Source organism: Streptomyces sp. NPDC013157, assembly GCF_042899865.1.
In the GTDB taxonomy this organism is placed as follows: Bacteria; Actinomycetota; Actinomycetes; order Streptomycetales; family Streptomycetaceae; genus Streptomyces.
In genome coordinates this window covers 80,994-94,572 of record NZ_JBIBAK010000003.1, presented here as the reverse complement: position 1 = coordinate 94,572, position 13,579 = coordinate 80,994, and the positions used below count along the sequence as shown (strand labels likewise).

Annotated in this window: 12 protein-coding genes; 2 read left to right on the top strand and 10 right to left on the bottom strand. The window is 71.9% G+C overall.

Features of this window, described 5'->3' with window-relative positions:
- Positions 1-258: 258 nt before the first annotated feature.
- The 4 genes from ACFY6U_RS10545 to ACFY6U_RS10530 form a co-directional block, all read right to left on the bottom strand.
- The gene (locus ACFY6U_RS10545; protein WP_390036737.1) at positions 259-1,479 is read right to left on the bottom strand and encodes a metallophosphoesterase; all 1,221 of its coding nucleotides are present in this window, start codon (positions 1,477-1,479) and stop codon (positions 259-261) included.
- Between the two features lie 127 nt (positions 1,480-1,606).
- Positions 1,607-1,999 (bottom strand): ParH-like protein, encoded by a 393-nt coding sequence (locus ACFY6U_RS10540; RefSeq protein ID WP_390036735.1) that lies wholly within the window; start codon positions 1,997-1,999, stop codon positions 1,607-1,609.
- A 52-nt stretch (positions 2,000-2,051) separates the two neighbouring features.
- Positions 2,052-2,489, bottom strand: coding sequence for an XRE family transcriptional regulator (locus tag ACFY6U_RS10535; RefSeq protein WP_390036733.1), 438 nt, complete (start codon positions 2,487-2,489; stop codon positions 2,052-2,054).
- Between the two features lie 145 nt (positions 2,490-2,634).
- Positions 2,635-3,834: a cysteine desulfurase-like protein gene (locus ACFY6U_RS10530; RefSeq protein ID WP_390036731.1), complete on the bottom strand. Its 1,200-nt coding sequence runs from the start codon at positions 3,832-3,834 to the stop codon at positions 2,635-2,637.
- 149 nt (positions 3,835-3,983) lie between these two features.
- On the opposite strand from ACFY6U_RS10530, the gene ACFY6U_RS10525 reads away from it, so the two are divergent.
- The gene (locus tag ACFY6U_RS10525) at positions 3,984-4,895 is read left to right on the top strand and encodes a LysR family transcriptional regulator (RefSeq protein WP_390036729.1); all 912 of its coding nucleotides are present in this window, start codon (positions 3,984-3,986) and stop codon (positions 4,893-4,895) included.
- Positions 4,896-5,084: 189 nt separating this feature from the next.
- Positions 5,085-6,287: an MMPL family transporter gene (locus tag ACFY6U_RS10520; RefSeq protein WP_390036727.1), complete on the top strand. Its 1,203-nt coding sequence runs from the start codon at positions 5,085-5,087 to the stop codon at positions 6,285-6,287.
- 439 nt (positions 6,288-6,726) lie between these two features.
- On the opposite strand, the gene ACFY6U_RS10515 is transcribed toward ACFY6U_RS10520, so the two are convergent.
- Genes ACFY6U_RS10515 through ACFY6U_RS10490 form a run of 6 tightly spaced genes read right to left on the bottom strand, consistent with a single transcriptional unit; the run spans position 6,727 to position 13,558 of the window.
- Positions 6,727-7,575, bottom strand: coding sequence for a PaaX family transcriptional regulator C-terminal domain-containing protein (locus ACFY6U_RS10515; protein ID WP_390036725.1), 849 nt, complete (start codon positions 7,573-7,575; stop codon positions 6,727-6,729).
- Positions 7,572-8,063 carry an acyl-CoA thioesterase gene (locus ACFY6U_RS10510; protein WP_390036723.1) on the bottom strand — a complete coding sequence of 164 codons (492 nt, stop codon included), beginning with the start codon at positions 8,061-8,063 and terminating at the stop codon, positions 7,572-7,574. Before ACFY6U_RS10510 ends, ACFY6U_RS10515 begins: the two co-directional genes overlap by 4 nt.
- Entirely contained in the window at positions 8,060-10,435 is a 2,376-nt protein-coding gene (locus tag ACFY6U_RS10505; RefSeq protein ID WP_390036721.1) for a bifunctional salicylyl-CoA 5-hydroxylase/oxidoreductase, read from the bottom strand. The genes ACFY6U_RS10510 and ACFY6U_RS10505 overlap by 4 nt, the downstream gene beginning before the upstream one ends.
- Complete coding sequence (locus ACFY6U_RS10500) at positions 10,432-12,111, bottom strand: AMP-binding protein (protein WP_390036719.1); 1,680 nt, start codon at positions 12,109-12,111, stop codon at positions 10,432-10,434. The genes ACFY6U_RS10505 and ACFY6U_RS10500 overlap by 4 nt, the downstream gene beginning before the upstream one ends.
- Positions 12,108-13,043 carry an acyl-CoA thioesterase gene (locus ACFY6U_RS10495; protein ID WP_390036717.1) on the bottom strand — a complete coding sequence of 312 codons (936 nt, stop codon included), beginning with the start codon at positions 13,041-13,043 and terminating at the stop codon, positions 12,108-12,110. Before ACFY6U_RS10495 ends, ACFY6U_RS10500 begins: the two co-directional genes overlap by 4 nt.
- Positions 13,043-13,558: a cupin domain-containing protein gene (locus ACFY6U_RS10490; RefSeq protein ID WP_351485929.1), complete on the bottom strand. Its 516-nt coding sequence runs from the start codon at positions 13,556-13,558 to the stop codon at positions 13,043-13,045. Before ACFY6U_RS10490 ends, ACFY6U_RS10495 begins: the two co-directional genes overlap by 1 nt.
- Between the last annotated feature and the right edge of the window lie 21 nt (positions 13,559-13,579).

The following is a 13,579-nucleotide window of genomic DNA, read 5'->3' as shown; positions in this document are numbered from 1 at the left end:
CGCGCTGGAGCGCCCCACGGCGCGGAACCACGGTGCCCGCTCCCTGACCGACGACCGCCCGTTCGCCGCCCGTATCCCCGCGCCGCCCCGGGAAAACGGGCTGGTGCCCAGGGCCGCCGTCCACGACCGCCGCCCGGCTCCGGCAGGACACCCGCCGTCCGCGTCCACCTTCACGGGCACACAGGTGGGACCGGCGGGTGAGGGAACGTCATCTGTCCCGGACGGTCGACGTGTTCGGCAGCTGAAGACCGCCCGGTGCTATGCCGAGGTGGGCGGGTGCGGGGCGCGGAGTACGAGCAGGGTGATCTCGCTGGGGGCGAAGACGCGGAACGGGGGGCCCCAGAAGCCGGTGCCGCGGCTGGTGTAGAGGAGGGTGCGGGTGCCGTGGCGGCTGAGGCCGGCGAGGGCGGGCTGGTCGATGCGGACCAGGTGGTGGAAGGGCCAGATCTGGCCGCCGTGGGTGTGGCCGGAGAGCTGGAGGTCGACGCCGTGGGCGGCCGCCCGGTCGACGAACTTGGGCTGGTGTGCCAGGAGCAGGACGGGCAGGTCGGGGTCGGCGCCGTCCAGGGCTCCGGCGAGGTGGGCGCGGTGGCCTGCCAGGCCGGAGGACTCGGCGGTGACGTCGTCCACACCGGCGACCACGAGGGTGTCGCCGCCGCGTTCGAGCAGCAGGTGGCGGTTGCGCAGCGGTTCCCAGCCCAGCTCGTCCATCAGGTCGACCCAGCCCTGGGCCTCGCTGTAGTACTCGTGGTTGCCGGTGACGTAGACACGGGCCCGGGTGGCGCGCACGGTACCCAGTGGGGCGGCCTGGGCGCGGCGGCGTTCGGCCGTGCCGTCCGCTATGTCGCCGGTGTGGCAGACCAGGTCGGCTTCCAGGGTGTTCACCGTCTCGCACACCCGTGCCGACCAGCGGGCGCGATCGAGCGGGCCGTAGTGCGTGTCGGTGATGAGGGCGACGCGGAGGCCGTCCAACCCGGCACCCAGCCGGGGGAGTTGCACGTCGAGCCGGCGCACGCGCGGCACGCGGCGGGCCTCGGCGTACCCCCAGGCGAGCAGGACGGCGGTGGTGCCGAGGACGGCCCACGTGACGATACGGGCCCGGTCCTGACTCTCGCCGGCGCCGGCCACGGTCAGGGCGAGCCGCAGGAGGACGCCGAGCAGGACGGACCAGGTGAACAGGACCCAGCTGGTGCCCAGCAGGGTGTCACCGACGATTGCCGCGCGGTCCTGCTGGCGCCGGCCGTGGCCGCGCATCATCGCGAGCGGCATACCGACGAGGCCGAGGGCGAACAGGGCGGTGCCGGCCAGTGAGACGGGCAGCGGCCAGTGCTGGCCGGTGTACAGGAGCACCCAGCACGGCACGGCCCACAGCAGGACGGGGGCGATCAGGGGGATGTAGCGCATCAGACGGTGCAGCCGGCTCTGGCGCGGAGCCTGCGCTTCCCTGTCGGCGGGTCGGGTGTTGCTGGTGTCGGTCACGCTACCCCTCTCTGGCCGGGCTGCCGTCCCGCGCACTGTACCGGTCGGCTCCTCACGGTCCCCTCGCCGACTGTGTTCTCCAGCTTGCAGGCGTTCCCCTGGGCCGGTGCGCGAACCCGTCATGTCGTCATCCCTCCGCCGCGCGGTCGAGCTGCGCGGCGCGGTTCAGGATGAGGGAGGCCACGGGCTCGGCCTCCTCCTCCTGCGGTTCGGTGTACACGGTCCGGCCCAGGACCCGCTGGACCAGTGCCGCCGGGAGGTGCGGCAGCAGGACCTGGGCCGCCGAGGACGCGGCGGCGGAGGTCTCGTGGTGACCGCACAGCAGGTGCGCGATCTCGTGCAGCTGGATGTGCTGCTGGTGCAGGGGCGTGGTGTCCGCGGGGTAGAGGATGCGGTCCGCCCGGTCAGTGGTGACGAGCGGTCCGAACCGGGCCGTGTCGAAGGGCGTCGGCAGGTCGAGGTCGTCCACCAGGACCCGGCACCGTTGCCACAGGCGCTTGTCGCCTCGACCGCTCCGCACGCGCTGTCCCTCTTCCCCGTGACCGCTGTGCCGCCACCGTCGCGCCGGGGTGTCAGCCGTCGGTGCGGTCGCGTCCGGCGCTCTCACGCCGGGCAAGGACGTCGATCATGTCGCTGATCGTGCTGAGGTGCTCGGGCGAGAGGTTCACCGCCCGCAGTGCCACACTCCGGACTCCGGCGTCCCGCAGGGCCCCCAGCAGCTCCAGTTCCTTGGCGATGGCGGCGCCCTGGTCGTCGTCGAAGAAGTAGGCGACGGAGACGTCGAAGAACTGGGCGAGCGCTTCGAGGTGCCGCTTCGTGGGGTTGTCCCGGCGGCCGGCGCGCAACTGCCACAGGTACGTGGGGGAGAAGCTCTCCCCGGTGGCCTCCCGGCACGCCCGGGCGACCTCCTCGTGGCTGAACTGCTCACGGTTGGGACGCCGTACGATGCGGAACAGCGCGTCGATCTTGTCCGCGAGGGTGGTCGGCGAAGCCGCGTCGGCGGTGCTCACGTGCGGCCCCCTCTGGTACTGCGTCGGCCTTGCATCAGCCCTGGTGGACCGATCCCGGGATCGCCGTTCACCTTGGCCTACGCCCGCGGTGGCGGTCCGCCGCCGTCAGGACGACCGGGTCGGCCTCGGAGGAAGTCACAGGAGATCAGATGAAAGCGGACAGGCCGTCGAGGAGCCGGTCTACGTCGTCGGCGGTGTTGTACGGCGCGAGGCCGGCGCGCAGTGCCGGGTCCTCGAGTCCGAGGGCGGTGAAGGGCTCGTATGCGTAGAACGACCCGGCGGGTGCCACCACGCCACGGGCGGCCAGGTGTGCCTGGGCCTGGCGGGCGTCGCGGCCGTCGAAGCTCATCAGGAGGGTCGGGGTGCGGTCGGCTGCCCTGGAGTGCAGGGTGACGGCGCTTCCGAGGGCCTGCAGGCCCTCCTCCAGCCTGGTGCGCAGGGTCTGCTCATGTCCGTGCAGGGAGCCCATCGAGTGCGTGAGCCGTTCGCGGCGGGTCACCGCGGCGCCCGGGTCGACGGCGGCGAGGAAGTCCACGGCGGCGGTGGCGCCGGCCAGGATCTCGTAGGGCAGGGTGCCGAACTCGAAGCGCTCGGGCACCCCGTCGGGCGAGGGCAGGAGCTTGTCCGGCCGGACGGTGTCGAGGAGTTCGGGAGATCCGGCAAGCACACCGCAGTGCGGCCCGAGGAACTTGTAGGGGGAACAGACGAACAGGTCCGCGCCGAGGGCGGGTACGTCGACGAGGTGGTGGGCGGTGTAGTGCACGCCGTCCACGTACACCAGGGCGCCGGCCTCGTGCGCCAGGTCGGCGATCTGCCGGACGGGCGGCTTCGTGCCCAGTACGTTCGAGGCCGCGGTGAGCGCGACCAGGCGGGTTCGCGGTGACAGCACCCGCTGGAAGGAGCTCACGTCGAGGTCCGTGGTGTCGGGATCGATCCCGATCCAGCGGACGGTCACTCCGGCGCGCTGGGCGGCCTGGACCCACGGGCGGACGTTGCAGTCGTGGTCCAGGCGGCTGAGGACGATCTCGTCGCCGCCCTTCCAGTCCTTGGCGAGGTGACGGGAGAAGTCGTAGGTGAGCTGAGTGGCGCTGCGGCCGTGGACGACGCCGCCCGCGGGGACGTTGAGCAGGTCGGCGTAGGCGGCCCGGAAGGCCGCCACGGCGTGCTCCGCGTTGAGTTCGGACGGGCTGGTGACACCCCGGTTGGAGAGGGGGCCGGTCAGGGTCGCCGCGATGGCGTCGGCGACAGGGCGGGGGGTCTGGGTTCCGCCGGGGCCGTCGAAGAAGGCGAGGCCGGTGTCGAGGGAGGGGAAGTCGGTGCGCAGCGCCTTCAGATCGATGGGCATGTCCTCGGCTCTCCAGGGGAGGGTGGTCGCGCGGATGACTGGTCTGGTGGGCTACGGCACCGATCACGTGGCCGTCCGCCTCGGTGGTTCGACTCTGGCGCGGACGCGCATGCATGTAAAGCGATGAATTGCGATGCGAGAATTCACGAATGGTGAAGCAGCCCGACCTGAGGCTCCTGTCGACGTTCCTGGCGGTCGTGGACTGCGGCTCCATGGCCGACGCGGCCGCGATGCTCGGGTACGTTCCTTCCGCGGTGTCGCAGCATGTTGCCGCACTGGAGCGGGAGACGGGTGTCGAGCTGCTCGTCCGCCGCTCGGGCAGCCGGCTGATCCTGACGGCTGCCGGCCGCTCGCTCGCCCAGGCCGCCCGGACGCTGTTCGAGGCGACCGCACGGTTCCAGGACGCCGCCGACGGGATCGCGAACCGTGAGATCGCCGAACTGCGGGTCGGCGCATACCCCAGCGCGATCAGTCAACTGCTGTCGGCGCTCGGGCCCCGTGGCCTCGACGCCCGCGTCCGCCTGGTGATCGTGGAGACGGAGGCCGGCCTTCCCAAGGTCAGGTCCGGGGATCTTGATCTGCTGATCGCCTACCGGTACCTGCCGGAGGACCCGCCGGCCTCCTCGGCCGAGTGGACCGTGACCTCTCTGGGGCATGAGCCGCTGGTCCTGGTCGCGGGCGCCCGGCCGGGCGGTCGTCCGCTGCAATGGGCGGAGTGCCTTGGGACGGCGTGGACCTCGGGGCACGGTCGCAGCCCGGACCGGAGGCTGCTGCGCCGCTGGGCGGGCGAGCTGGGGATCTCTCCCGAGGTGACGCTGGAGACCGAGGACCTGCACAGCATGCTGGCCATGATCAGGGCCGGGCTGGCGGTGGGGCTGATCCCGGCCGCCGTCATCAGCGCGGCGGGCGACACGGGCGGAGTCGAGCGGGTCGTCCTCCCGCCGGGGGTCACCCCGCTGCACCGGGAGATCCTCGCGGTGCGGCGTCCCGGTCTCCGGCACCCTCTCATCGACGAGCTGACCGCCATGCTGACCGTGGCCCTGGAGAGCCTCCAGCCGTGAGGCAGCCGGACAGGTGAGATGCCTGCGCCACGAGGTTTCGCCGGATGCGGTCCGGGTCCCTGACCGGCCGCTGCCGGGACGCGTGGGGCCGACGTCATACCGGGGCCGCATCGGCGCCTCCTCCCTGAGGATGAGGCGGACGGGCCGGTTGGTGCCGTGTCACCAGGCGGAAGTGCGGGCAGCCGCACGATGCCTCGGAACGGGTCCCGCGGCCACTCTGGTGGTCCACCCGAAACCAGACCTGGAGACCCGTTTCCCGTGGCTACCTTGCTCTACCGACTGGGCCGGACCGCCTTCCGCCGGCGCTGGCTCGTCACGTTGTTGTGGGCGGTGATCCTCGGCGCCGTCGGCGTCGGTGCTGCCACGGCTCCGTCCTCCTCGGACGACGGCACGTCCTTCATGCCCGGCATCGAGGCGCAGAAGGCGTTCGACCTGATCGGAGAGCGCTTCCCCGGATCGGCCGCCGACGGCGCCGACGCGCAGATCGTGTTCGTCGCCCCCGACGGGGAAAAGGTGACGGCCACCGGCCATCGTGCCGCGATCGACACCTTCGTCAAGGAGGCCGCCTCCGAGCCTCAGGTCGCCGGTGCCGTGAGCCCCTTCACGGCGAAGGCGGTGAGCAAGGACGGTTCCACCGCCTACGCGACCGTGAACTTCAAGGTGGCGGCGGGCGATCTCACCGACGCCGACAAGAGCGCGATCGAGAAGGCGATCGACCAGGTTCGCGACTCCGGGCTCACCGTCGAGGTCGGCGGCAGCGCGCTCGCCGAGCAGGCGTCGGCCGGCGGATCGGCCGAATCGATCGGCATAGTGCTGGCCGCGGTCGTCCTGCTGATCGCCGTCGAACACCGTCCCGACGTCGTCGTCATGGACATCCGGATGCCGGACATGGACGGAGTCGCCGCCACCGCCGCGATCTGCGCCCGGCCGGAACTCTCACAGACCCACGTGCTCGTCCTCACCACCTTCGAGAACGACGAGAACGTGGCCAAGGCCCTGCGCGCCGGCGCGAGCGGCTTCCTCGGCAAGGGCGTCAGCCCCGAGGTCCTGCTGTCGGGCATCCGCACCGTCGCCGCCGGCGAGTCCCTGCTCTCGCCCAGCGCCACGCGGGCCCTCATCACCCGCTTCCTGGCCGCCCCCGACACGGACGGCTTCCTCGCGCTCACCGACGACGTCAAGACCCTGACCGACCGCGAACGCGAGGTCACGACCCTGGCCGCGTACGGCAGATCCAACGCCGACATCGCCGAACACCTGGTCCTCAGCCCGCTGACCGTCCGCAGCCACATCCAGCGCGCCATGGCCAAACTCCACGCCCGCGACCGTGCCCAGCTCGTCGTCATCGCCTACCAGAGCGGTCTGGTCAAGCCACACCAGACGCCCGGTGGGTGAAGAAGACGGCCATGTGCGCGCCCGCCCGCACGGCCTCGCGCGTCGGTTCCCGGGCAGTGCATCGCGCTCGCGTGTGTCGGCCTTGGCCGACTCCACCCGAGCCCGTACCGGGGTCCCCGCGAGGTCGCGTCACACGCCCGGATGTCCGGCGGCGAGCCGGTAGCCGCCGGAGTGGAAGACCAGGGGCTCCCCCTGCGCGCTTCTCGGCCGCCGGACGTTCCGTCTCCGCGGGTTCGGTCCACCAGGGGCAGAGCGTACGGGGGTCGTCGAAGCCGTTCGCCAAAGCAGCTTCGACGGCGGGGAGTTGGACCATCGGCTTGCGTACGGTCGGGGTGAGCCGGCATCGCGGCACACCGCCTTCGTCGCGTCGGCGGCGCCGCGCTCTCACCCGTGCGGCGTCGCCGACGCTCTCCGGGGTGGGGCCGGAAGCCGCAGGCGATCAGGACGTGGACCAGTACGCGGCCGCGTGGGCCAGCGCCCGGCCCTCCAGTATCGTGACCATGCGTTCGAAGAGCTGGACGGCGGCAGGGCCGGACCAGTTCTCGGGCAGCACCTCGCGGGGCAGCCCGGGGTCGCGGAACGGAAGCTTGCGCCAGTGGTCGATCACGGCGAGGTACGTGACGTAGGCGTGCCGTCCGTCGATGACCGCGGCCTCGGTGAGCCGGTCCGCCGCACCCTCGTACGCGCCGATGAACTCCCGGTAGCGCAGGTCGATCTCGTCGAGGTCCCAGCCGCCCCGGACCATGGCCGTCAGCGGCTGCCCGGCGACGTAGTCGCCGACGAACACGGCGCACTGCTCGGTGAGGTCCAGTTCCGCGATGGCGCGTTGCGCGGCCGGGAGCATCCGGGCGGGCGCGATCCAGACCGCGGAACCGATGTTGCCGAAGCCGAGCGAGGTCAGGTGACCGGTCAACCGGTGGCGCAGCGCGCGGGCCGACTCGGGCACGGAGAAGTTCACGAAGCACCAGCCGTCGCCGAGTTCGGCCGGCTGCCGGGCGTGCCAGATGACCTCGTCACCGGCGGCCAGCGCCTCCAGCGCGGCCGGGGTCAGCGCGTAGCCGCGCATGCCCGCCCGGCTCTCCGACTCCAGCCAGCCGCGCTTCTTGAGCCGGAACACCGCCGTCCGGACGCTCGCGGCGTCCAGCCCCGACGCGGTCAGCAGCTCGACCGTCCCGGCGATGGGCATCCAGTTGCCCATCTTGCGCACGATCGCACCGAGAAAACTCACGAGCACGGTCCGGGACCGGCGCGCCGCTGTGGTGGGCCGGTCGCCCTTCGTCTCGCTCATTCCAGTGAGTATGCCGGACCGGGATCGCATGATCGGACCGCCCCGGTCGATCGAACGGGCCCGGTCAGCGCCGCGACCCACTCCTCGGGCCAGGGCACGCTCACGGCACCGTCCGCATGGTCACGGCCGATGTGCGCGGTCACATACCGGCCGTGCGCGGCCCGGCCGCGTGGACGGCCCCGGAACTCCTCGCCCCAGACCTCGAAGGCGAAGGTCATCGAGCTGGTGCCGATGCGCACCAGCTCCACGACCGTGCGCACGTCCTGGCCGAAGAAGAGCGGCGACTCGAAGTCCACCTCGTAACGGACGCGGGGCGCCACCGGGAAGTAGTCGTGGAGGCCGAGCCCGGCCATGAGCGAGGCCTCCGCCGCCTCCACGAACCGTACGACCGTGCTGTTGTGGTAGATGCCGGCCGCGTCCGTGTCGATCCACTCGATGCGCGTCCGGTACACGCCGACCGCGTTCGCGGACGCGGGCGCGGCGGTCACGACGGCACCGTGCTCGCGGCCGGGGTCCAGCGCAGGTGCACATCGCCGCCGGCTCCCGCGCGCAGCAGCGACAGCCGGGGCGGGACCTTGTCGGTACGGGAGGTGGGCGGCTTGCGCCGGCCCGCCGCCCACTGCACCGGCCACTGCGCACCGGCCCCGCGGTACTCCTGCTCCGCCGCGGCGTGCAGGGTCCACTGCGGGTTGTAGAGGTGGGTGCGGCCCAGGGCGCACAGGTCGGCCCGCCCGGCGAGCAGGATCGAGTTCACGTCGTCGTACGAGGAGATGGCCCCGACCGCGATCACCGGCACCCCCACGGGTCCGGCCACCTGGTGGCGGATCCGGTCGGCGAACGGGGTCTGGTAGGAGCGGCCGAAGGCCGGCTTCTCGTCCTTGGCGACCTGGCCGGAGGAGACGTCGATGGCGGCCGCGCCGTGCTCGATGAACGCGCGGGCGATGTCGACGGCGTCGTCCGCGGTGTTGCCGTCCGGCATCCAGTCGGTCGCCGAGATGCGGACCGTGACCGGGATGTGCGACGGGACGGCCCGGCGCACCGCGTCGAAGACCTCCAGCGGGAACCGCAGCCGGTTCTCCAGGGAGCCGCCGTACTCGTCGGTGCGCCGGTTGGCTACGGGGGAGAGGAAGGAGGAGAGCAGGTAGCCGTGGGCGGCGTGCACCTCGATGAGGTCGAAGCCGGCCGCCACGCCGCGCACGGCGGCGGCGGTGAAGTCGGCGACCACCTTGTCCATGTCCGCACGGGTCGCTTCCCGGGGCACATGGCAGCCGGCGCCGTAGGGGAGCGCCGAGGGCGCGATCACCTCCCAGTTGCCCTCGTCGAGGGGCTCGTCCATGCCGTCCCACATGAGCTTGGTCGAGCCCTTGCGGCCGGAGTGGCCGAGCTGGAGGCCGATCCTCCCGGTCGTACGGTCGTGGACGAAGTCCGTGACCCGGCGCCAGGCGTCGCGCTGCTCGTCGGTCCACAGCCCGGGGCAGCCCGGCGTGATCCGGCCCTCGGGCGACACACAGACCATCTCGCTCATGACCAGGCCGGCTCCGCCCAGCGCCTTGGAGCCCAGGTGCACCAGATGGAAGTCGCCGGGGACACCGTCATCCGAGGAGTACATGTCCATCGGGGAGACGATGACACGGTTCTTCAGTTCGAGCGCGCCGATCCGGACGGGCTGGAACATCGCCGGAGCCACCTCGGGAGCCTGCTGGTGCCGGGCGAACTCCGCCTCCATCAGCGCGGCGAACTCGCCGTCGCGCTCCTTGAGGTTCTCGAAGGTGATGCGCCGCGAGCGGGTGAGCAGGTTGAAGACGAACTGCGCCGGATCCTGGCCCGCGTACATGCCGATGTTCTCGAACCACTCCAGCGACGCCTGCGCGGCCCGCTGGGTCGACTCGACGACCGGCTTGCGCTCGGCCTCGTAGGCGGCCAGCGCCTCGGCGACCGACGGGCGCTCGTGCAGGCAGGCCGCCAGGGCGAGGGCGTCCTCCATGGCGAGCTTGGTGCCCGAGCCGATCGAGAAGTGGGCGGTGTGGGCGGCGTCGCCGAGCAGCACCACGTTGCCGTCGGACCAGCGCTCGTTGCGGACCGTCGTGAAGTTCAGCCACTTCGAGTTGTTGGTGAGGACCCGGTGGCCCTTCAGCTCGTCGGCGAAGATCTCCGCGATCCGGCCCACGGCGTGGTCGTCGGAGACGCCCGGCGGGAACACCTGGTCCTCGGTCCGGTCGAAGCCGGCCCGCCGCCAGACGTCCTCGTGCATCTCGACGATGAAGGTCGAGCCGGTGTCGGAGTAGGGGTAGCCGTGGATCTGCATGGTGCCCCACTCCGTCTGCTTGACGAAGAACTGGAACGCCTCGAAGACCAGGTCGGTGCCGAGCCAGATGTACTTGTTGTGCCGCCGGTCCAGCGACGGCCCGAACACGTCGGCGTACTTGGTGCGGACGGCGGAGTTGAGGCCGTCGGCGGCCAGCACCAGGTCGTGCGTGGCGCGCAGTTCGTCCACGTCGGGGGCCTCGGTGCGGTAGTGGACGGTGACGCCGAGCTCGGCGGCCCGCCGCTGCAGGATCTGCAGCAGCTCCTTGCGGCTCATCGCCGCGAAGCCCTGGCCGCCTACGGTGAACCGCTCGCCGTCGACCTCGATGTCGATGTCCGTCCAGCGGGCGAACCGGTGCTCCATCGCGGCGTGCACGACGTCGTCGGCGTTGTCGATGCCGCCGAGGGTCTCGTCGGAGAAGACCACGCCGAACCCGAAGGTGTCGTCGGGCGCGTTGCGCTCCCAGACGGTGACCTCGTGCGCCGGGTCCAGCTGCTTCATCAGGGCGGCGAAGTACAGCCCTCCGGGGCCGCCGCCCGCGATAGCGATCCTCATGGCCGCTCCTCCACGATCTGGTCTTGCACGATCTGGTCTTGCACGAGCTGGTCCCGCACGAGCTGACGGAGCTTGAAGTGCTGGAGCTTGCCGCTGGGGTTGCGCGGCAGCGAGTCGGTGAAGCGCACGTCGCGCGGGTACTTGTACGGCGCGATCTGCTGCTTGACGTGGTCCTGGATACTCCGGGCCGTCGCCGTGTCGCCGGCCACGCCGTCGCGCAGTACGACGAACGCGCAGACGATCGAGCCGCGTTCGGCGTCCGGCGCCGCGACGACGGCCGCCTCCACGACGTCCGGGTGGGTGAGGACGGCGGCCTCCACCTCGGGGCCGGCGATGTTGTACCCGGACGACACGATCAGGCCGTCGTTGCGCGCCCGGTACCAGAAGTAGCCGTCCTCGTCGCGGAGGAAGGTGTCACCGGTGACGTTCCAGCCGCTCAGGACATAGGCGGCCTGCCGCTCGTCGTCGAGGTAGCGGCAGCCGACCGGGCCGATCACGCCGAGCAGACCCTCGGCGCCGGGCCCGAGCTCCGTGCCGTCCGGTGCCAGGATCGTGGCGCGGTAGCCGGGCACGGGCTTGCCGGTCGCCCCGGGGCGGATGTCGTCGCCGTCGGCCGAGATGAAGATGTGCAGCATCTCGGTGGCGCCTATCCCGTCGATGACCTGGAGGCCGAGCCGGTCGCGCAGTTCCTCCCACAGCCCCTGCGGGATGTGTTCGCCCGCGCTGACCGCGCGGCGCAGCCCGGTGAGCCGGTCCGCCTTCCGGGACTTGAGGATCTGCTGGTACGCGGTCGGGGCGGTGGCGAGCACGGTCACCCCGTGCTCGGCGACGAGGTCGGCGAGCCCTGCCGGCGGCACCGACTCGGTGAGGAAGGCACAGGCACCCGCCCGCAGGGTGAAGACGACCAGCATGCCGAGGCCGAAGGTGAAGGCGAGCGGGGCGGTGCACGCGACCAGGTCGTCGGGGAGCAGCCGGAGCGTGTGCTTCCCGAAGGTGTTGTCGATCGACAGGATGTCGCGGTGGAAGTGGGTGGTGATCTTCGGGACGCCCGTGGTGCCGGACGTCGGCCCGAACAACGCGACGTCGTCCGCGGCGGTGTCGGCCGCGGCGAACCGGCCCGCCTTCGTCTCGACCCGGTTGCTCAGGTCGTCGGCGGTGTCACCGCCGTACGGCACGACGACCAGGTCCGGCGCGACCGACTCCCGCACGGCGAACACGTCGTCGAGGAAGCGGTGGTCGACCAGCGCGACGGTGGGCCGGGTCTTCGCCACGACGGGCGCGAGCTCGCCGGCCCGCAGCACGGCCATGGTGGTGACGACGATCCCGCCGGCCTTGACCACGCCCAGCCACGCGGCGACGGTCCAGGGGGTGTTGGGGGAGCGCAGCAGCACCCGGTTGCCGGGCACCAGCCCGAGGTCCTCGGTGAGCACCTGGGCGATCTGGTCGACTCGCCGCCGGAGCTCGCCGTAGGTCCAGACGTCACCCTCGGGGGTGCGCAGCGCGGGCCGGTCGGGGCCGAAGGCTGCCACCGGAGCGTCGATCAGCTCGACGGCGGCGTTGAGGCGTTCCGGGTACCGGAGCGCCTCGGTGGTGAACTCCAGCACCGGCCACTGCCCGGCCGGCGGCAGATGGTCGCGGGCGAAGGTGTCGGTGTGCCCGGACGGCGACAGGGTCATCGGTGACCTCCGGCGCCGGCGCGGATCATTCCCTCTTGGACGACGGTGGCCAGGTGGGTGCCGTCGGGGGTGAAGAAGCGCCCGGCGGCGACCCCCCTGCCGTCGTCGGCCGCGACCGCCTCCTGGGCGTAGAGCAGCCAGCCGTCCACCACACCCGCCCGCGGCGCCCGGTGGAACCACATCGCGTGGTCGAGGCTGGCGGTGACCAGTCCTTCCCGTGCCCAGGGCAGGTCGAGGACGCGGAGCACCGGCTCCAGGATCGTGTAGTCGCAGACGTAGGCGAGGGCGGCGGTGTCCCGCTGCGCGTCGGTGAGCCCGTCGACCGGCCGCAGGGCGTCGAACGGCCTGACCCAGACCGCCTGGTGGGGCTTCCGCTCGCCCTCCACGTCGAGGTAGACCGGGCCCGGCACATGACGCATGTCGAAGCCCCGGCCGCCGCACCAGTAGTCCTTGGAGACCTCGGTCATCGTGCCGCCGGTCCGCCCGGCGAGGTACTCGGCGGAGCCGGGCAGCTTCTCGGGTCCGGGCAGGCCCGAGGCCTCCAGCCAGTCGGGCAGGCCCTCGGCGTAGGTCCCGCCGGGCTCGCCGGCGGCGAAGTTGGCCAGACAGACGTAGAGCGGCTTGCCGTTCTGGTATCCGCGCACCTGCCGGGTCGCGTAGCCACGGCCGTCGCGCAGCAGCTCCACCTCGTAGCGGACCTCGGCACCGATGTCGGCGGGGCGCATGAAGTAGGAGTGCATGGAGTGCAGCGTCTTGCCGTCGTCGACGGACTTCATCGCCGCCGCGGCGGCCTGGGCGACCAGGTCGCCGCCGTACGCCTTGGGCCACGGGCAGGGCTGGGTGACCGCGGTGAAGGCGAGGTCGAAACGCTCGGCCTCGGCGGGGGCGAGGGTGACGGCGGCCGTGAAGACCTCGGAGGTGGTGTCGGTCATCAGGGGCGGTCCGTCCAGTCGCGCAGGTCCGCGTCCGCGACCTGGGGGAGGTTGACCACGATGTTCTCCGGGGTACGGGTCGTCATCCAGGTCAGCGGGTTGTTGCGGTCGAGGTTGCACTCGACGTGGGGCAGGAACGGCGGGACGAACACCCAGTCGCCCTCCGCCATGTCGATGTAGTCCTCGAACTTCGCGCCGAAGTAGATCCGGGCCCGGCCGGAGAGCACATAGCCGCCGGTCTCGGCCTCGCCGTGGTGGTGGGGCACCGAGCGGTAGCCGCCGTCGTTGTGGACCTTGCCGAACCAGATCCTGGTCGCCGGGGTGTGCTGGATGCTCACACCCGAGATCCGGGTGGCGCCGGCGGACTGCCCCGTGTCACCGGGTTCGCTGCCGCCCCGCGTGACGACCGGTACCACCAGACCGCTCTCGGTGGCGTACATCGAGTTGTCGCCGTCGAGGACGTACTGACCGGGGACCTGCTGACCGGGGACGTACTGACTGGGATCGGGGTTCATGAGGGCTCCTCGTCGGTGGGT

Bases quoted from the DNA above. Each gene is read 5' to 3' on its own strand.
- ACFY6U_RS10515 (WP_390036725.1), bottom strand. From the start codon at position 7,575: ATGAGCGAGACGAAGGGCGACCGGCCCACCACAGCGGCGCGCCGGTCC.
- ACFY6U_RS10500 (WP_390036719.1), bottom strand. From the start codon at position 12,111: ATGACCCTGTCGCCGTCCGGGCACACCGACACCTTCGCCCGCGACCAT.
- ACFY6U_RS10530 (WP_390036731.1), bottom strand. From the start codon at position 3,834: ATGCCCATCGATCTGAAGGCGCTGCGCACCGACTTCCCCTCCCTCGAC.
- ACFY6U_RS10495 (WP_390036717.1), bottom strand. From the start codon at position 13,043: ATGACCGACACCACCTCCGAGGTCTTCACGGCCGCCGTCACCCTCGCC.
- ACFY6U_RS10525 (WP_390036729.1), top strand. From the start codon at position 3,984: ATGGTGAAGCAGCCCGACCTGAGGCTCCTGTCGACGTTCCTGGCGGTC.
- ACFY6U_RS10490 (WP_351485929.1), bottom strand. From the start codon at position 13,558: ATGAACCCCGATCCCAGTCAGTACGTCCCCGGTCAGCAGGTCCCCGGT.
- ACFY6U_RS10520 (WP_390036727.1), top strand. From the start codon at position 5,085: ATGCCTCGGAACGGGTCCCGCGGCCACTCTGGTGGTCCACCCGAAACC.
- ACFY6U_RS10505 (WP_390036721.1), bottom strand. From the start codon at position 10,435: ATGAGGATCGCTATCGCGGGCGGCGGCCCCGGAGGGCTGTACTTCGCC.